This is a genomic window from Sphingomonas sp. (genome assembly GCF_032114135.1).
Lineage (GTDB): Bacteria > Pseudomonadota > Alphaproteobacteria > Sphingomonadales > Sphingomonadaceae > Sphingomonas.
The window spans coordinates 2,042,983-2,058,351 of record NZ_DAMCTA010000001.1; the positions used below are offsets into that span (position 1 = coordinate 2,042,983).

15 protein-coding genes are annotated in these 15,369 nt (G+C 67.8%); 5 read left to right on the plus strand and 10 right to left on the minus strand.

What is annotated here, in order from left to right:
- Positions 1-37 precede the first annotated feature (37 nt).
- The 7 genes from RT655_RS09745 to RT655_RS09775 all read right to left on the minus strand — a co-directional run bounded on the left by RT655_RS09745 (position 38) and on the right by RT655_RS09775 (position 7,314).
- Positions 38-1,651, minus strand: coding sequence for an ATP-binding protein (locus RT655_RS09745; RefSeq protein ID WP_409530266.1), 1,614 nt, complete (start codon positions 1,649-1,651; stop codon positions 38-40).
- A gap of 124 nt (positions 1,652-1,775) precedes the next feature.
- On the minus strand, positions 1,776-2,498 hold the full coding sequence (locus tag RT655_RS09750) for a TIGR02186 family protein (RefSeq protein WP_313536942.1): 723 nt from the start codon (positions 2,496-2,498) through the stop codon (positions 1,776-1,778).
- Positions 2,499-2,536: 38 nt separating this feature from the next.
- Positions 2,537-3,451, minus strand: a complete 915-nt coding sequence (locus RT655_RS09755) for a sulfite exporter TauE/SafE family protein (protein ID WP_313536409.1) — start codon at positions 3,449-3,451, stop codon at positions 2,537-2,539.
- A gap of 71 nt (positions 3,452-3,522) precedes the next feature.
- Complete coding sequence (locus RT655_RS09760; protein ID WP_313536411.1) at positions 3,523-4,209, minus strand: hypothetical protein; 687 nt, start codon at positions 4,207-4,209, stop codon at positions 3,523-3,525.
- 335 nt (positions 4,210-4,544) lie between these two features.
- The gene (locus RT655_RS09765; RefSeq protein WP_313536412.1) at positions 4,545-5,930 is read right to left on the minus strand and encodes a glycosyl transferase family protein; all 1,386 of its coding nucleotides are present in this window, start codon (positions 5,928-5,930) and stop codon (positions 4,545-4,547) included.
- Positions 5,931-6,203: 273 nt separating this feature from the next.
- Positions 6,204-6,725, minus strand: coding sequence for an RcnB family protein (locus RT655_RS09770; protein WP_313536413.1), 522 nt, complete (start codon positions 6,723-6,725; stop codon positions 6,204-6,206).
- Between the two features lie 112 nt (positions 6,726-6,837).
- Complete coding sequence (locus RT655_RS09775) at positions 6,838-7,314, minus strand: outer membrane protein assembly factor BamE (protein ID WP_313536414.1); 477 nt, start codon at positions 7,312-7,314, stop codon at positions 6,838-6,840.
- A gap of 116 nt (positions 7,315-7,430) precedes the next feature.
- Between RT655_RS09775 and RT655_RS09780 the strand changes: the two genes are divergently transcribed.
- Complete coding sequence (locus RT655_RS09780; protein WP_313536415.1) at positions 7,431-7,943, plus strand: ubiquinol-cytochrome C chaperone family protein; 513 nt, start codon at positions 7,431-7,433, stop codon at positions 7,941-7,943.
- Positions 7,940-8,467, plus strand: a complete 528-nt coding sequence (locus RT655_RS09785) for a DUF177 domain-containing protein (protein WP_313536416.1) — start codon at positions 7,940-7,942, stop codon at positions 8,465-8,467. The genes RT655_RS09780 and RT655_RS09785 overlap by 4 nt, the downstream gene beginning before the upstream one ends.
- Here the strand turns inward: RT655_RS09785 and RT655_RS09790 are convergent.
- Positions 8,442-8,921 (minus strand): hypothetical protein, encoded by a 480-nt coding sequence (locus tag RT655_RS09790; RefSeq protein ID WP_313536417.1) that lies wholly within the window; start codon positions 8,919-8,921, stop codon positions 8,442-8,444. The two genes, RT655_RS09785 and RT655_RS09790, sit on opposite strands and share 26 nt — an antisense overlap.
- A gap of 39 nt (positions 8,922-8,960) precedes the next feature.
- The gene (locus RT655_RS09795; protein ID WP_313536418.1) at positions 8,961-9,611 is read right to left on the minus strand and encodes a TetR/AcrR family transcriptional regulator; all 651 of its coding nucleotides are present in this window, start codon (positions 9,609-9,611) and stop codon (positions 8,961-8,963) included.
- A 113-nt stretch (positions 9,612-9,724) separates the two neighbouring features.
- Between RT655_RS09795 and RT655_RS09800 the strand changes: the two genes are divergently transcribed.
- From RT655_RS09800 to RT655_RS09810, 3 genes are all read left to right on the plus strand, one after another.
- Positions 9,725-12,058, plus strand: coding sequence for a TonB-dependent receptor (locus tag RT655_RS09800; RefSeq protein WP_313536420.1), 2,334 nt, complete (start codon positions 9,725-9,727; stop codon positions 12,056-12,058).
- Between the two features lie 195 nt (positions 12,059-12,253).
- A complete protein-coding gene (locus RT655_RS09805; RefSeq protein WP_313536422.1) occupies positions 12,254-13,507 on the plus strand; it encodes an MFS transporter in 1,254 nt (417 codons plus the stop codon).
- 44 nt (positions 13,508-13,551) lie between these two features.
- Positions 13,552-13,791 carry a hypothetical protein gene (locus tag RT655_RS09810; protein WP_313536424.1) on the plus strand — a complete coding sequence of 80 codons (240 nt, stop codon included), beginning with the start codon at positions 13,552-13,554 and terminating at the stop codon, positions 13,789-13,791.
- On the opposite strand, the gene RT655_RS09815 is transcribed toward RT655_RS09810, so the two are convergent.
- A complete protein-coding gene (locus RT655_RS09815; protein WP_313536426.1) occupies positions 13,792-15,360 on the minus strand; it encodes a peptide chain release factor 3 in 1,569 nt (522 codons plus the stop codon).
- Between the last annotated feature and the right edge of the window lie 9 nt (positions 15,361-15,369).

Here is a 15,369-nt window from a genome sequence, read left to right on the forward strand (position 1 = left end):
TTCGCGGGAATGACAATGGTGGTGGAAGGGCGGAGTCCTACCGCCCCTGCGAGCGCCAGCGGCGGATCGTCCGCTCCAGCATCGCCTCTTCACCGCCGACCTCGCGCCATAGCTCGGAGAAGAGCGGGTCGTCCGAGGCGGGGCGCTTGGCGGGATCGAGATCGTCGAACAGCAGCCGCACCGGGGTCGCCACGCCCTCGCCCACCGCAATGCATTCGCGGTTGCGCAGCGCCGGGATCGCGTCGAGGAAGCCGCGCGCGCCTTCCGGCATGGCCGCGCGAACAAAGGCCTGGTCGCGCTCGTTGTTGAGCCGCATCGACAGGATCGTGCCGCACTGCGAGAGCACGCCCTCGGCGAGATCCGACGGCCGCTGCGTTATCAGCCCCAGCGACACGCCGTATTTGCGGCCCTCCTTGGCGATGCGGCTGAGGATCCGCCCCACCGACGAGCCATCGGCATCGCGCTCGTTGGGCACATAGCGGTGCGCCTCCTCGCACACGAGCAGCACCGGCCGCTTCGCCTCGCCGCGCGACCAGATCGCATAGTCGAATACCATCCGGCTGAGCACCGCGACGACCACGCTCGTGATCTCGTTGGGCACCCCCGACACGTCAATGATCGAGATCGGTTTGCCGTCTCCCGGCAGGCGAAAGATGCGCGACAGGAATGCCGCCATCGTGTCCGCCACCAGCATGCCCGAGAACATGAAGGCGTAGCGCGGGTCGGCCTTCACTTCGTCGATCTTGCTCTTGAGGCGGAGATAGGGCGCGGTATCCGTCGCCTTGTCCATCTTGCCCATTTCGAGCGTGAGCGCGTTGGTGAGGTCCGAGAGCAGATAGGGCACCGGCGCATCCACGGTGAGCTTGCCGATTTCCTGCCCGATCCGGTTCTTCGCGCGTGCTGCGAGCAGGCACTTGGCGAGAATGTCGGCATCCACCTGCCGATCGCTGCCTTCACTGGTGAGGAACACCTCGCAATGTTCCTCGAAATTCATCAGCCAATAGGGGAGCTGGAGGTTCGACACGTCGAACAGCGCGCCATTGTGCTGGAAGGCGCTGCCATATTCACCGTGCGGGTCGATCATCACGACATGGCCCTGCGGCGCGAGCTCGCAGATCCGGTGGAGGATCAGCGCCGCGGAGGTGGACTTGCCGGTACCGGTCGAGCCGAGCAGCGCGAAATGCTTGCCGAGCATGGCGTCGACGTACAGCGCGGCGCGGATGTCCCTGGTCGGGTAGACGGTGCCGATCTCGATATGCGGGCGGTCGTCGGCGGCGTAGATCTGGCGCAGATCGGCGGTGGTGACCGGGAACACCTCGGCGCCAGGCGTCGGATAGCGGGTGACGCCGCGGCGGAAGCGGTAGAGCTTGCCGGTCAGTTTCTCCTCGTCGCCTTCGCCGAGAAAGTCGATCGCGGCAGTGACTCGCGCGCCCGAAGCATCGAGCCGCGCGGTGCGGATGCTGGCGATCAGCCAGGCATTGCCGACCCGAATCTTGACCTGCGCCCCGACCTGCCCGGCATTGGCGAGCGCAGCATCGGCGCTGCGCGCGAGCGCATCGAGCTCGGCAAGATCGAGCAGTACCTGGCTCGACGCACCGGCGATCTCGAACACCGCGCCGATGGCGCGTGCGCCACCGGGCATGCGTCCCATGGGCATGCTGCCGCCGCCGCCTTCACTCTCGAAACCACCTACGCGAAACTGGCCTTCCATCGTGCGTCCCCCAAAAAGGCCGAGGTACCATGCGCAGGTCAGGGTAAATTTTGGGTGTCCGCCCTCAGAAACGGCGCCAGAGCGCCCCCGCGCCCCAGCCGAACAAGAAAGAGACGCCCACCGCCACCAAGCCATAGGCGACCGCGTTGCGGTCGGCACTGGTCGCGACGAAGCGCTCGAAGCCGGACTTGCGGATCTCGATCGGCCGCACCGCCGCCGCCAGCACGCGGCCGTCGCGGATCAGGAAGGTCTCGGCGGTGAAGCGCCCCACAGGCACGCGTGCGGGAATGGTGAGCCGCGCACGATAGAGCACGCCCCCGGTGATCTCCACGGCCCCCGGCGCCTCGTAGAACAGCCCGTTTCGCCGCTTGAGATCGACGAACCCGCGATCGAAGCGCTGCTGGATCCGCGGCGTGGCGCCCGACGCGGGGGAGAGTTGCAGACTGTCCAGCCCCAACTCGTAGATCGCGCGCGTCCGCTCGTCGACGAGCTGGCGGATCGGCCGCGACGAGGCCATCGCGTAGAAGCTCGGCGCCGAACGATAGCGCATCTGCTCGGCATTGACCCAGATGCCCGCGACCTTCGATTTCTCGCGGACCACCACCGATTCGGTGGGCCCCTTGATCACCACGACGATGTCCGCCGGCCGCTCGCCCTCGCCCGGTGCGCGGCCACCGGGATAGAGGATCGCGCCGAACAGCAGCAGCTCGGCACCGGTGAAGCTGTAGGCGATCTCGATGTCGCGCTGCGAGACGTCGGGCACCAGCTCGGGCTTGGCCTGCCCCATCAGCAGCGGGGCGAGCAGCACGAGCGCGCCCGCCCGTTTCACGCGGCGCCGACCGAATAGATCTCGTCGGGCCGCCAGGCGAGACCCGCCAGCATTCGCGCCGCGACCAGCAGCACGATCACCGCGAGCAGCAGCCGCAGGTATTCGGGCTTTGCCTTGGCGGCGAAGCGCGCGCCGAGCTGCGCGCCGACGACCGAGCCGAGCAGCAGCAGGATCGCCAGAACGATGTCGACCGCCTTGGTCGTCGTCGCGTGGACCATCGTCGCCACCGCGGTGGTGAACAGCGTCTGGAACAGCGAGGTGCCGACCACGGTCTGCGTACCCATGCCGAGGATATACAGCATCGCCGGTACCAGGATGAACCCGCCGCCTACGCCGAGCAGCATGGTCAGCACGCCGGTGAACACGCCGAGGAGCAGCGGCGCCAGCGGCGAAATGTAGAGGCCCGAGGCGTAGAAGCGCCAGCGGAACGGCAGCGCCGCGACCAGCGGATGGTGTCGCCGCTTGCGCGCCTTGGCCGGCCGCGCGCCGCGCGAGACGCGGATCGCGCCGACCGATTCCTTGGCCATCAGCCCGCCGATCGATCCGAGCAGCACGACGTAGAGCACGCCGATCACCACGTCGATCTGGCCGCTTGCCTGCAGCAGCTTGAAAAACCAGGCACCGAGCAGGCTGCCGAGAATGCCGCCGGTGACAAGCACCGCGCCCATCTGCACGTCGACACCCTTGCGCCGGAAATGCGCGAACACGCCGGAGACGCTGGCGCCGGTCACCTGGCTTGCCGCCGAGGCCGCCGCCACGGTGGGCGGAATGCCGTAGAAGATCAGCAGCGGCGTGGTGAGGAAGCCGCCGCCAACGCCGAACATGCCCGAAAGCAGCCCCACGCCCAGCCCCAGCGCCACGATCACAAGCGCGTTCACCGAAAGGTTGGCGATGGGAAGGTACAGATCCATGCGACCCTAGGCCTAGCCGGTTTGTGCGGGCATGCGAAAGGGCGAAGGTGAGGTTTCGCGGGACGTAGGCCTCAGAAATCGCTGCCCAGCGTAAGCGCGACGCCCGAGCCTGGGCGCGCGTTGCCGGCGATCCGCTGCCGCCAATCGAGCGCGATGCGCGTTTGCAGCGCACCGATCGGCACGCTGGCGACCAAGGTGGGGCCGATATCGAGCCGCTGCACGCCACGCTGTGCGGCGCCCCAGCCGCCGACCCCGGCCGACAGCATTGTCGCGCGTTGCGCAGCAACGGTGCGGGTCAGCCGCAGCGCGCCATCGGCATAGGGCTCCAGCCGCGTGCGGAGGATTCCGCCAGCCTGACCATAAGCCTCGATACGCATGCCTGCGAGGTCGCGGTATAGCCCGGTCACCACGCCCAGCCCCGGCCCGCCCTGGATGCCGTCCAGGCCGAACCGCTGTTCGACGGCCAGCCGCAGCGGGAGGCGGGCCGGCCCCCACTCGAACCCGAGCGAGACTTCCGCCCCCCGCCCGCGCAGGGGCTCGGCAAGGCGTCCGACCGCCGCCAGCCTGCCCCGCGCGTCGAGCGCTCGCACCACGCGCACGCCATATTGGCTGCCACCAAGTTGGCCTGCCGCCGGCGCCACGCCGATGCCTTGGCCGGCGCGCAGCGCCAGCCAGGCGCTGCCGCTCCACCGGCGTGATGCCGTGCGCACCGGCAAGTCCGAGCGCAGCCCGGGAAAGGCCTGCGCCGGCGCCGTCATCGATACCATCCCCGCACCCTGGGTGCCTAGGGCCGGCGCCGAGGCGCCTCTGGTAACTAAAACGGGCGACGACGTTGCACGTCGTCCGACAACCGGCGCGGCGAAATGCGGCAGCGCCGTCCGCCTCGGCCGGAGGCGCATCACGACCCGGGCGGGATCGAACGCAATGACCCGCTGCATCGGGGGCGCCGCAGGTACCGCGCGATTTGGCGGCCGCGGAGTCGCTACCGATGCCATGTTTGCAACCGGCGGCCACAACAACACGCACCGCAGTCCGATCCACCCCAGCCCCACAACGCCGACGAACCGCAGCGGCCGACCGCGGCCCCTGCGGTTCATGCGGCGGCCATTTGCGGATCGAACGATGTACCGGGAAACTGGTGCGCGGTCTTTTCCCAGCGCAACGGGCCGCCGGCGAGCAAGCGGACGTACATCCACAACGCGCGTCGTGCGGCGAGCAGATCGATGTAATTGCCGACCATCATCCGCGGCGTCGCCCAGCAGCCCTCGCGCCAGCCGTGGAGGCGCACGACGAGCGCGGTACGCATCACCAGTCGCCAGCCGAGCAACGCCAGGTTGAGTGCCACCAGCCATGCGAGCAAAGGGTCTTGCGCGGAAGGCGCGTCGCCGATCAGCACATGGCAGAGCGCCGAGAGCCCCCAGCAGAGCAGCGCAGCATAGGCGATGGCGAGCACCGGCATCGCGAGCGTGACGCGGCGGTCGCGCATCCGCATCCAATGGTCGCCAACGTCCCACGGCAGCCCCCAGCCGGTGCGATCCCATCCCGCTAGCGCGATGCCGGCCATCCAGCGCGCCTTTTGCCGCACCGCCGCCGAGACGCTGGCCGGAAAATAGGCGCGAACGGCCACGGGGGGGCCGCCAGGACATTCGGCCGCGCGAACAAAGGCGCAGCGGCTACCCAGCGCACGCAGGTGCAGACCGAGTTCGTAATCCTCGGTGAGGCTCGTCGCGTCGAACGGGGCGCCGCGTATATCGGCGATCCGGCGCAGCACGTCGCAGCGGATCGCGCATCCCACACCGGCAAGCGGCATGCTGGCGCCCAGCATCTGTCGCACCAGCAACGTCGCGCCATGCGACTGGGCGAACTCGTCTAGATAGTGGCCCGACACCAGGCGCGATCCCGGCTGGCAGAGCGGCGCCACCGGCAGCTGAACCGCGGCGTGCGTGCCGATCCATCCGGCATACACGTCGAGCTCGCGCGGGTGCACCACGTCCTCGGCGTCGTGCAGCACGACTGCCGTAAAGCGCTCCCCCTCGGCTGCCTCGTCCCGCGTCAGCGCCGCCCATAGCACGTTGAGACAATCCGCCTTGGTCGTCGGCCCCGGTCGCCCGCCGATCACCAGGCGCACGCGCGAATCGTCCGCACCGAGCGAAAGCACTGCTGCGATCGTTGCCGGATCATTGGGGTAGGTGCCGACATAGATGCGGTATGCCCCCCCCCGCCAGCGTGCGAGCATCGCACGCAGCATCGATGCGATTACCGCAGACTCGTCCCAGGCCGGCACGAAGATGGCGAACCGGCAACCTGCAGCCTCATCGGGTATCTCGACAATCGACTTCCGGGCATCGGCACGTCTTGTTATGCAAAGGACAAGAAAAAGTGCATCGACGATACAATCGTCGATCCCGCCGATCGCAAGAAATATGGCAGCGAATAGGGTCAGCTCGTGCGTCGCAGCATCAAGGATACTCAGCACCATTCGCATTCCCCCCCCCGGGTTATGCATCCGATTCGGATACCCGCATAGTTGCGAGGAAAGGCAGCTAGAGCAACCTGAACGTTTCAGGAACCGCGTAGAAGACGGCCGTAAATCACGACGCGATAGGCGCGTTTGCTGGAAGATTGAACCATTCCGGCGGTATTTTCACGGAACCACCGGAGATCGCCGACGTTCTCGCGAGGCAACAGTTCCCTGGGATAACCCGCAACTTGGAACCGGCCGCATCGACAGAGTCGATGCGGCCGTTTTTTGTCAGCGATAGAAACCCGGGACTACCCGTATCACGCTGCCGCGCCGCGTATCGACCAGCAGTACGTCGTCATAGTGGCGTACCCACTGCTGGCTGTATCCGGGCCGTGGCAGGTGATAGCGCCAGGGATCGCCGATGACATAGCGCGGTCCGTAATAGGCGGCACCGATCCGCGCCCCCGGCTGGAAGCGATTATACCGGAACGGCGCCCGCCACTCGCCGCGGGCATAGAGCCCGCGATTGTGGTCACGCCAGCTGCGCCAGTCATTGTCGGCCCAGCGGCGGTCGCGGTCGCGCAGATCCTCTCGATATTCACGATGCGCCTCGCGCAGGTCGCGGCGTTCCTGCTGGACACGGCGCGGATCGCCCGACCATTGGGCGCGGCGCAAGTCCTGCTGGGCGTCACGAATGTCGCGGCGATCGTCGCGCAGCTCGGCGCGCGATTGCGCCATGGCGCCCGCGGGCACCAGCATCGCGGGAGCCGCGATCGCCGTCAGCAGGGCGATGGGAACGAGCTTCTTCATATGCTTCTCCATCCTGATCGAACCCGCCGGTCCGAAGCCCGGCTTGCGAACATCTATGGTCAAGCATCGCTGAACGTTGCGCGAACGGTTCAGTCAGCCGATTGAAAGCAACTTAGGGGCCGGTGTTGCCGCCGCCACCCGGGCCGGCACCCGGCGCGCCGACGGTACCGATATTGCCGAACAGATCGGAAAAGAAGCTGCGGCGGCGGCCCAGCGTCGGGGTGGTCTTGCCATAGGGATCGATCGAAGCGGCCAGCTCGACGCCGGTCTGGTCGATCGACGTCACGTTGCCCGCCTGGTCAAAGCGGATGCGCAACGTCGTCTGCGTCTTCACCTTGGGGTTTCGGAACGCGAAGTTGCTGCTGTCGCGGGCGACGTAGAACCACTCGCCTTCGTTGAACTGGCTGGTGAAGCTCGGATGACCGAGCGTCTGCATCACCGAATCGCGCGTATCTATGCCCGGCTGCACCGAGGCGACCAGGTCGTGATCGACGACATAGCCCTGATGCGTCCGCACCGGCGTACAGGCGGTGGTGCCGAGCACGACCAACAACGCGGCGGTGCCGAGCGTGCGAACGGGAAGCGACATCAGGATCTCCAGGCAAACACGAGCGGCCCCCGGATTGCATCGCGGGCCGAAGGCCTCAATATGCGGCAAAATGCGGCCAAACAAGGTCGCACCCAAGGAAGGCACGAACAACGGCGATGCGAATGCTCCAGCGGCTCTTCGGCAAGCCCCATCGCGGCACCGCCCCGCAGCTCTATGCGGGCGTGGTCGCGCGCGGCCGTGCGCCGCACTGGTACACCGCCGGCGCGGTGCCGGACACGGTCGACGGCCGGTTCGACATGATCGCGGCGGTGCTGTGCATCGTACTGCTTCGGCTGGAGGAAGCGCCTGCCGGCATCCCGACCAGCACTGCGGTCGCGGAGTGCTTCATCGACGATATGGACGGCCAGCTGCGCGAGATCGGCATCGGCGACATCATCGTCGGCAAGCATGTCGGCCGGATGATGGGCATGCTCGGCGGCCGGCTCGGCGCCTATCGCAGCGGGCTTGCCGAGGGCGACCTCGGCCCGGCGCTGGTCCGCAACCTCTATCGCGGCGAGGCCCCCGCGCCCGCCGCCGTCACCCATGTCGAGGCGCGGCTGCGCGCCTTTCGCGATGCGCTGGCGGCATTGCCGCTGGCGCGGGTAATCGCAGGAGAGCTTCCCGAATGACCGATGTAGAATTTCCCCGCCCCCACCGGCTCGACCAGATCGGTGCCGGCGAAAGCGACGTCCAGATCACCGCGAACGAAGCCGAGCGCGCTGCGCTCAGCACCCGCTTCGGCCTCAAGACGATCGAGAAACTGGAGGCCGTCTACCATCTACGCCGCGATGCGCAGGGGGTGGTCGCGCGCGGGCATCTGTCCGCGCGGCTGACGCAGGCCTGCGTCGTCACCGGCGATCCGCTGCCCGCCAAGGTCGAGCAGGATTTCGCCATCCGCTTCGTCCCCGAGCCCGCCACCACCGGCGAGGACGAGGTGGAGCTGACCGAGGACGAGTGCGACACCGTCTTCTATTCGGGCGGCACGATCGACCTGGGCGAGGCCGCGGCCGAGACGATGGCGCTCGAGCTCGATCCCTATCCGCGCAGCCCGCGTGCCGCCGAGGTGCTGCGCGAAGCCGGGGTGAAGAGCGAGGAGGAAGCCGGGCCGACCAAGGCGCTGGCCGGCCTCAAGGAGCTGCTCGCGAAGAAGTAAGGGGCTGTCGGCGGGTGGCGACCAGCCCGCCCGCCAGCAGCAGGCCGATCGCCAGCACGAGGAGCGAGCCGGCGGCAAACGAATCGCCAAGGATCACGAAGCGGCCGATCGGCGTGCGCAGGTCGCGCAGCCCCGCCCAATATGGCAGCACCAGCAGCCCGCGAAGGACGAAGAGGCCGGCGATCCCCGCCAGCGCCGCGCGGTGCAGTCGCCCGCGTGGCGGCACTCGACACAGGGCGGCCAGCCCCAGCAGCAGTCCCGCGATCAACATCGTCCCGACCGGCGCGAGCCACGTCCCCGCGGCGCGCGAGGCAAGCACGATCGGCGGCGCGCCAAGCCAGGCCATCCATGCCGGACCGGCTGCATAGGCGGCGAGGTGGACCGCCGCGGCGAACGCCAGCCCGATGCCGGCCAGACGGAAAGTAAACCGCCCGGAACCTTGTGCGTTACTCATATAACACACGCTAGCATCGCGACGTGGCGTTGCAAGCCGCTAGCGGCCGGTGCCGATCCCCCGTGCCAGCAGCTGCGCCACCACGTCGGCGATCGCCTCGGGCGGCGTGCCCTCGTCCCACACGCTGTAGCGCAGGCCGAGGAACACGTTCATCCCCATGATCGCCCAGGCGTGGATCTCGCTCACATCCTCGCGCACCTCGCCGCGCTCGGCGGCGGCACGCAGGCGGGCGGCGATGCGATCGGCGGTGCTGGCATAATGGTGGCGGAAGCTCGCGGGGTCGACGAACTCGGCCTCGTCCACGATTCGGTAAATCTCCTTGTGCGTGCGCGCGAAGCGGATGAAGGCGAGCAGCGCCGCCCGTTCGGCATCGATCTGGTCGCGTGCGCCGCGGAGCGCCGGGCCGACATGCTCGCGCACCTGGTCGCTCATGTCGCGGACCAGCGCCCGGAACACCGCGTCCTTCGAATCGAAATAGGTGTAGAAGCTGCCTAGCGCGACGCCGGCCCGCCGGGTGATCCCGCTGATCGAGCCTTCGTGGAAGCCCTTCTCGCCGAACTCCGCCGCGGCGGCATCGAGGATTGCGCGCAACGTCCGGCGGCCGCGCTCGGTGCGCGGAACCTTGTTATCGCTGGCAGCTTCACCCGCTACGGCTCCGGAAGTGGCTAGAATGCCACGCTCGCCCGCCATGCTCCGCCTCCCCTTCACATCCCAAGTTGAAACCCGGTTCAGGTTTCAGTATAGCTTCGCGCAACGGCTTACAACCCGCGTTCAAAGATGGGTTGCACCAGGGGAGGATTACCATGTCACGGCACGATTCCGTTCGTATCGTCCTGCTCGCGAGCGCCGCATTGCTCGCCGCCACGCCCGCCTTCGCCCAGGACAGCGAAGCCGCCGGCCAGACCACCGAAATCGCCCAGCAGCAGCAGGACGGCGAGATCATCGTCACCGCCCGCCGCCGCGCCGAAAGCCTGATCGACGTACCGATCGCCGTCACCGCGATCAGCGGCGCGCAGCTGAACGCGCAGGGCGCGCTCGACATTACCGACATCGCGCAGTCCGCCCCGAACGTCTCGCTCGAGGTCTCGCGCGGCACCAACAACACGCTGTCCGCCTTTATCCGCGGCGTCGGCCAGCAGGATCCGGTCGCCGGGTTCGAGGCGGGCGTGGGGCTCTATCTCGACGATGTGTACCTGAACCGCCCGCAGGCGGCGGTGCTCGACATCTACGACGTCGAGCGGATCGAGGTGCTGCGCGGGCCGCAGGGCACGCTCTATGGCCGCAACACGATCGGCGGCGCGGTGAAATACGTCACCAAGCGGATCGGCGCCGACCCGACGCTCCAGCTGCGCGGCAGCTATGGCAGCTACAATCAGGCCGATCTGGTGGTGAGCGCCAGCGCGCCGATCGGCGACACTGGCCTCAAGATCGGCGCCGCCGGCGCGCGGCTGAGCCGCGGCGGCTTCGGCACCAACCTCACCACGGGGCAGGACAATTACAACAAGGACCTGTGGGCCGCCCGCGGCACGATCGAGTACGAACCGAGCAGCGGCGCCTTCTTCCGCGTCTCCGGCGACTATACCCATGACAAGAGCAACAGCCGCGGCGGCCACCGGCTGATCCCCGGCATCGTCAGCGGCACGCCGGTGCTGGTCGACAAGTTTGATTCGCAGGGCGGGCTCGTCACCCCGCGCCAGGATGTGAAGGCCTGGGGCGTGACCGGCCTCGCCGAGCTGCGCCCGGCCGACTGGCTGACCTTCCGATCGATCACTGCCTATCGCAAGGACGACAGCGCCACGCCGATCGACTTCGACGCGCTGCCGTCGGTGCAGGTCGACGTGCCGGCTTTCTACAACAACAAGCAGTTCAGCCAGGAAGCGCAGCTGCTGGTGGATACCGGCGGACTCTCGGGCCTGCTCGGCGTCTATTATCTCGATGCCAAGGCGCGCACCGTGTTCGACGTGCGGCTGCCCGGCGGGGTGACCGCGCTGACCTTCGGCGACGTGAACACCGATACCGTCGCGGTGTTCGGCGACTTCACCTACGATCTCACCCCGATGTTCAGCATCTCGGCGGGTGGGCGCTACACCTGGGACCAGCGCCAGTCGCGCGTGCTGCGCCAGACCTATCTCGGCGGCGGCTCGCCCTATTTCGGCGGCACCGGCGTCCTTGCCGTCACCACTTCGGATTTCCGCGGCAGCGCCGATTTCAAGAAGTTCACCCCGCGCGCCTCGATCAGCTTCAAGCCGAGCCGGGACCACACGCTCTATGCAAGCTGGTCGAAGGGCTTCAAGGGCGGCGGCTTCGATCCGCGCGGCCAGACCAGCGCCTGCCGTACGCCGAGCGGCACGCCGTGCACGCCCGCACAGGTCTATGACTTCATGTCGTTCGATCCCGAGACGGTGAGCAGCTACGAGCTCGGCTACAAGGCGGCGCTGTTCGATCGCCGGCTGACCTTCGCGCTCGCCGCCTTCCATGCCGACTACACCGACGTGCAGGTGCCGGGTTCGATCGGCACCACCATCAACGGCCAGCAGACCTTCATCGGCATCACCACCAATGCCGGCAAGGCGCGGATGCGCGGTGTGGAGTTCGAGGGCAATCTGATCGCCGCGCGCGATCTGGTGACCCCGGGCGGCACGCTCAACCTCAACTGGTCGGTCGGCTATCTCGATGCACGGTACAAGCGCTTCATCGATTCGCGCGGGATCGACGTCGCGAGCCGCCGCCGCATCCAGAACACGCCGGATTGGACCGCCAGCGGCACGATCGGCTATTCGGTGCCGGTCGGCAGCGACGGCCAGGTGGCGGCGAGCTTCACTGCCTCGTACCGCAGCGCCTCGCAGCAGTTCGAGCTGCGCACGCCGATGCTCGACCAGCCGGGCTTCACGCTGTTCGACGCGAATGTGAACTGGGACATCAACAAGATGTTCTCGATCGGGGTGCATGGCCGCAACCTGTTCGACAAGCGCTACATCGTCTCGGGCTACAACTTCCTCGCACAGAACCCGGACACGGGCGATTTCCTGCGGACGCCGGCGGGGGCCTATGTGCCGACGCTGGGGACCGAGGGCGTGCTGACCGGCTATTACGGCAATCCGCGGCAGGTGTTCGTGACGGGGACGGTGAAGTTCTAGGGGACGACAATCACCCTCACCCTCCCCACCGCCTACGGCGGCGGGTCCCCTCCCTCTCCCTTGGAAGAGAGAGGGCGCCGGAATCCCTCTCCGTTCCAAGGGAGAGGGAGGGAGCCGCGTAGCGGCGGAAGGGTGAGGGTGACCGCAAGCAACGCACTAGCACTTTTCGAGCTTGCCCCGCACAAAGGACCCACCATGCCCCCGCACCCCACCCGTCCCACCACGCCGCGCGGCCTCGTCCTCGCGATGCTGCTGCTGGTCTATATCTTCAACTTCCTCGACCGGCAGATCCTCTCGATCCTCGCCCAGCCGGTGAAGGCGGACCTGGGGCTCGACGACGGGCAGCTCGGCATGCTGGGCGGCTTCGCCTTCGCGCTGCTCTATTCGACGCTCGCCATCCCGCTGGCGATGCTGGCGGACCGCACCAGCCGCAGCTGGGTGATCGCCGTCTCGCTCGGCATCTGGAGCGCCTTCACCGCGCTGTGCGGCACGGCGCAGCATTTCACGAGCATGTTCCTCTTCCGGCTGGGCGTCGGCGTCGGCGAAGCGGGCGGGGTGGCGCCCAGCTATGCGCTGATCGCCGAGGCCTATCCGGCCGAGCGCCGGTCGCGCGCGCTGTCGATCTATTCGCTGGGCATTCCGCTAGGTTCGGCCGGCGGCGCCCTCCTCGGCGGCTATATCGCGCAGACGGTGGAGTGGCGCACCGCCTTCCTCGTCGTCGGGCTGCTCGGGCTGCTGATCGCCTTGCCGTTCAAGTGGATCGTCCGCGATCCGCCGCGCGCCGCGCCCGCCAAGGACCAAGTGCCGCTGTCCCGCGTCTTCGGCATCCTCTCCGCCAAGCCGAGCTTCTGGCTGCTCGCCTTCGGCGCGGCTGCGGGATCGATGTGCGGCTACGGCGTCGCCTTCTGGCTGCCGAGCCTGATCCTGCGCAGCTTCCAGCTCAACCTGGCGCAGGTCGGCCAGTTCTTCGGCGGGCTGGCGCTGACCGGCGGCGTCGCGGGCATCCTGCTTGGCGGCTGGCTCGGCGACCGGCTGGGGCGCCGGGATCGCAAATGGTACGCGCTGGCGCCGGCGATCTGCTACGTTCTCGGCCTGCCGTTGTTCGTCGCAGGCGTGCTCGCGCAGAGCTGGCAGGCGGCGTTCCTGCTGTTCCTGGTGCCGCAGGCCTTGGTCTATGTCTGGCTCGGACCGGTGCTCACCGCCGTCCAGCACCTCGTGCCGCCACAGATGCGCGCCACTGCTTCGGCCTCGTTCCTGCTGATCAACAACCTGATCGGGCTGGGGCTGGGCAGCTGGGTGATCGGCCTGCTCTCCAAGCAGCTGACGCCCGCATACGGAGCGGCGGACGGCCTGCGCTACGCGATCGCGGCGGGCCTCGGCCTGTACCTCGTCGCCGGCATCCTGATGGCGCTGGCGAGCAAGCGGCTGGCGGCGGACTGGGTCGAATAGCCGCGCGATTCCCGCTTTTGCGTGGTTACTTCTATAATAACCACATGAGCTATACCCCGACCGACCTCGTCAAAGCCGAGAAGAATGTGGTGCTCGCCGAGCGTCACATTGCCGCCCAGCAGGAAGTCCTCGCCATGATGCGTGCCGCCGGTACGGACACCGGCGGCGCTGAGGAGCTGCTCGCCAAGTTCGAAGCCGATCGCGGCCGCGCCGAGCGCATCCGCGACTGGATCGCCAGTGGCCTCGGCGAGCGCGGCCGCGAGCAGCAGCGCGCAGCGGCCTGATTACCGCTCGCGCGTCGCCGCGAACTTCACCTTGTTGTAGCGCTCGGCGATATAGCCGACTTCCCAGGCCGACTTGGCCAGGAAGACGGGATTGCCGTCGCGATCCTTGGCGAGCGCGCCGCGGTTGAGGTCCAGGAACTCCTTGAGCGCGGCCGGGTCCTCGGACGAAATCCAACGCGCGGTGTCATAGGGCGAAGGCTCGAGCACCGCGCCCACCTTATATTCCGCCTCGAGCCGGCTGAGCAGCACGTCGAGCTGCAGCTGGCCGACCACGCCGATAATCCAGTTCGATCCGATCTCCGGATAGAAGACCTGGATCACGCCCTCCTCGGACAGATCGTCCAGTGCCTTGCGGAGCTGCTTGGTCTTGGTCGGGTCCTTGAGCGCGACGCGGCGCAGGATTTCCGGCGCGAAATTGGGCAGCCCGGTGAACCGCACCCCCGCCCGCTCAGACAGCGTGTCGCCCACCCGCAGCGTGCCGTGGTTGGGGATGCCGATGATGTCGCCCGGAAACGCCTCGTCGGCCAGTTCGCGCTCGCGGGCGAAGAACAGGATCGGCGAGTGGATCGCGATCGGCTTGCCATGGCCGGTCGGCGTCAGCTTCATGCCGCGCTTGAAGGTGCCCGAGACCAGCCGCATGAACGCGATGCGGTCGCGGTGGTTGGGGTCCATGTTGGCCTGGACCTTGAACACGAAGCCGGTGACTTCGTCACGGGTCGGCTCGACGGGTTCGGGCTCGGCCGGCAGCGCGTGCGGCGGCGGGGCGAACTCGGCGATCGCGGCGATCAGCGAATCCACGCCGAACTCCTTCAGCGCCGAGCCGAAATAGACGGGCGTCATGTCGCCATTGCGAAAGGCCTCGCCGTCGAACGTCGCATAGCCGGCCTGGGCCAGCTCGACATCCTCGCGCAGCTTGGCGAGGTTCGCGGGCGAGACGATTGCGTCAAGCTGCGGATCGTCGACGCCGCTGGTCTGGATCACCTTGCCCTGGAACTCGCGGCTGTCGCCCTCGGGCAGCAGCAGGCGGTTGGTGGCGAGATCGAAGATGCCCTCGAAGGTGCCGCCCATGCCCACCGGCCAGGTCATCGGCACCACGTCGAGCTGGAGCAGCTCGGCCACTTCGTCCAGCGTCGCGAACACCTCGCGGCCCTCGCGATCGACCTTGTTGACGAAGGTGATGATCGGCACGTTGCGCAACCGGCAAACCTCGAACAGCTTGCGCGTCTGGCTCTCGATGCCCTTGGCGACGTCGATCACCATCACCGCGGAATCCACGGCGGTCAGCGTGCGGTAGGTGTCTTCCGAGAAGTCCTCGTGGCCCGGCGTGTCGAGCAGGTTGAACGTCACGCCCTGCCGCTCGAAGGTCATCACCGAGCTGGTGACCGAAATGCCGCGCTGCTGCTCGATCTTCATCCAGTCCGAGCGCGCACGCCGCGCCTGGCCGCGCGCCTTCACTTCGCCGGCAAGGTGGATCGCGCCACCGAACAGCAGCAGCTTTTCTGTGAGCGTGGTCTTGCCCGCGTCCGGGTGCGAGATGATGGCGAACGTACGACGATCGGAGGGGGACATGCGGGTGCT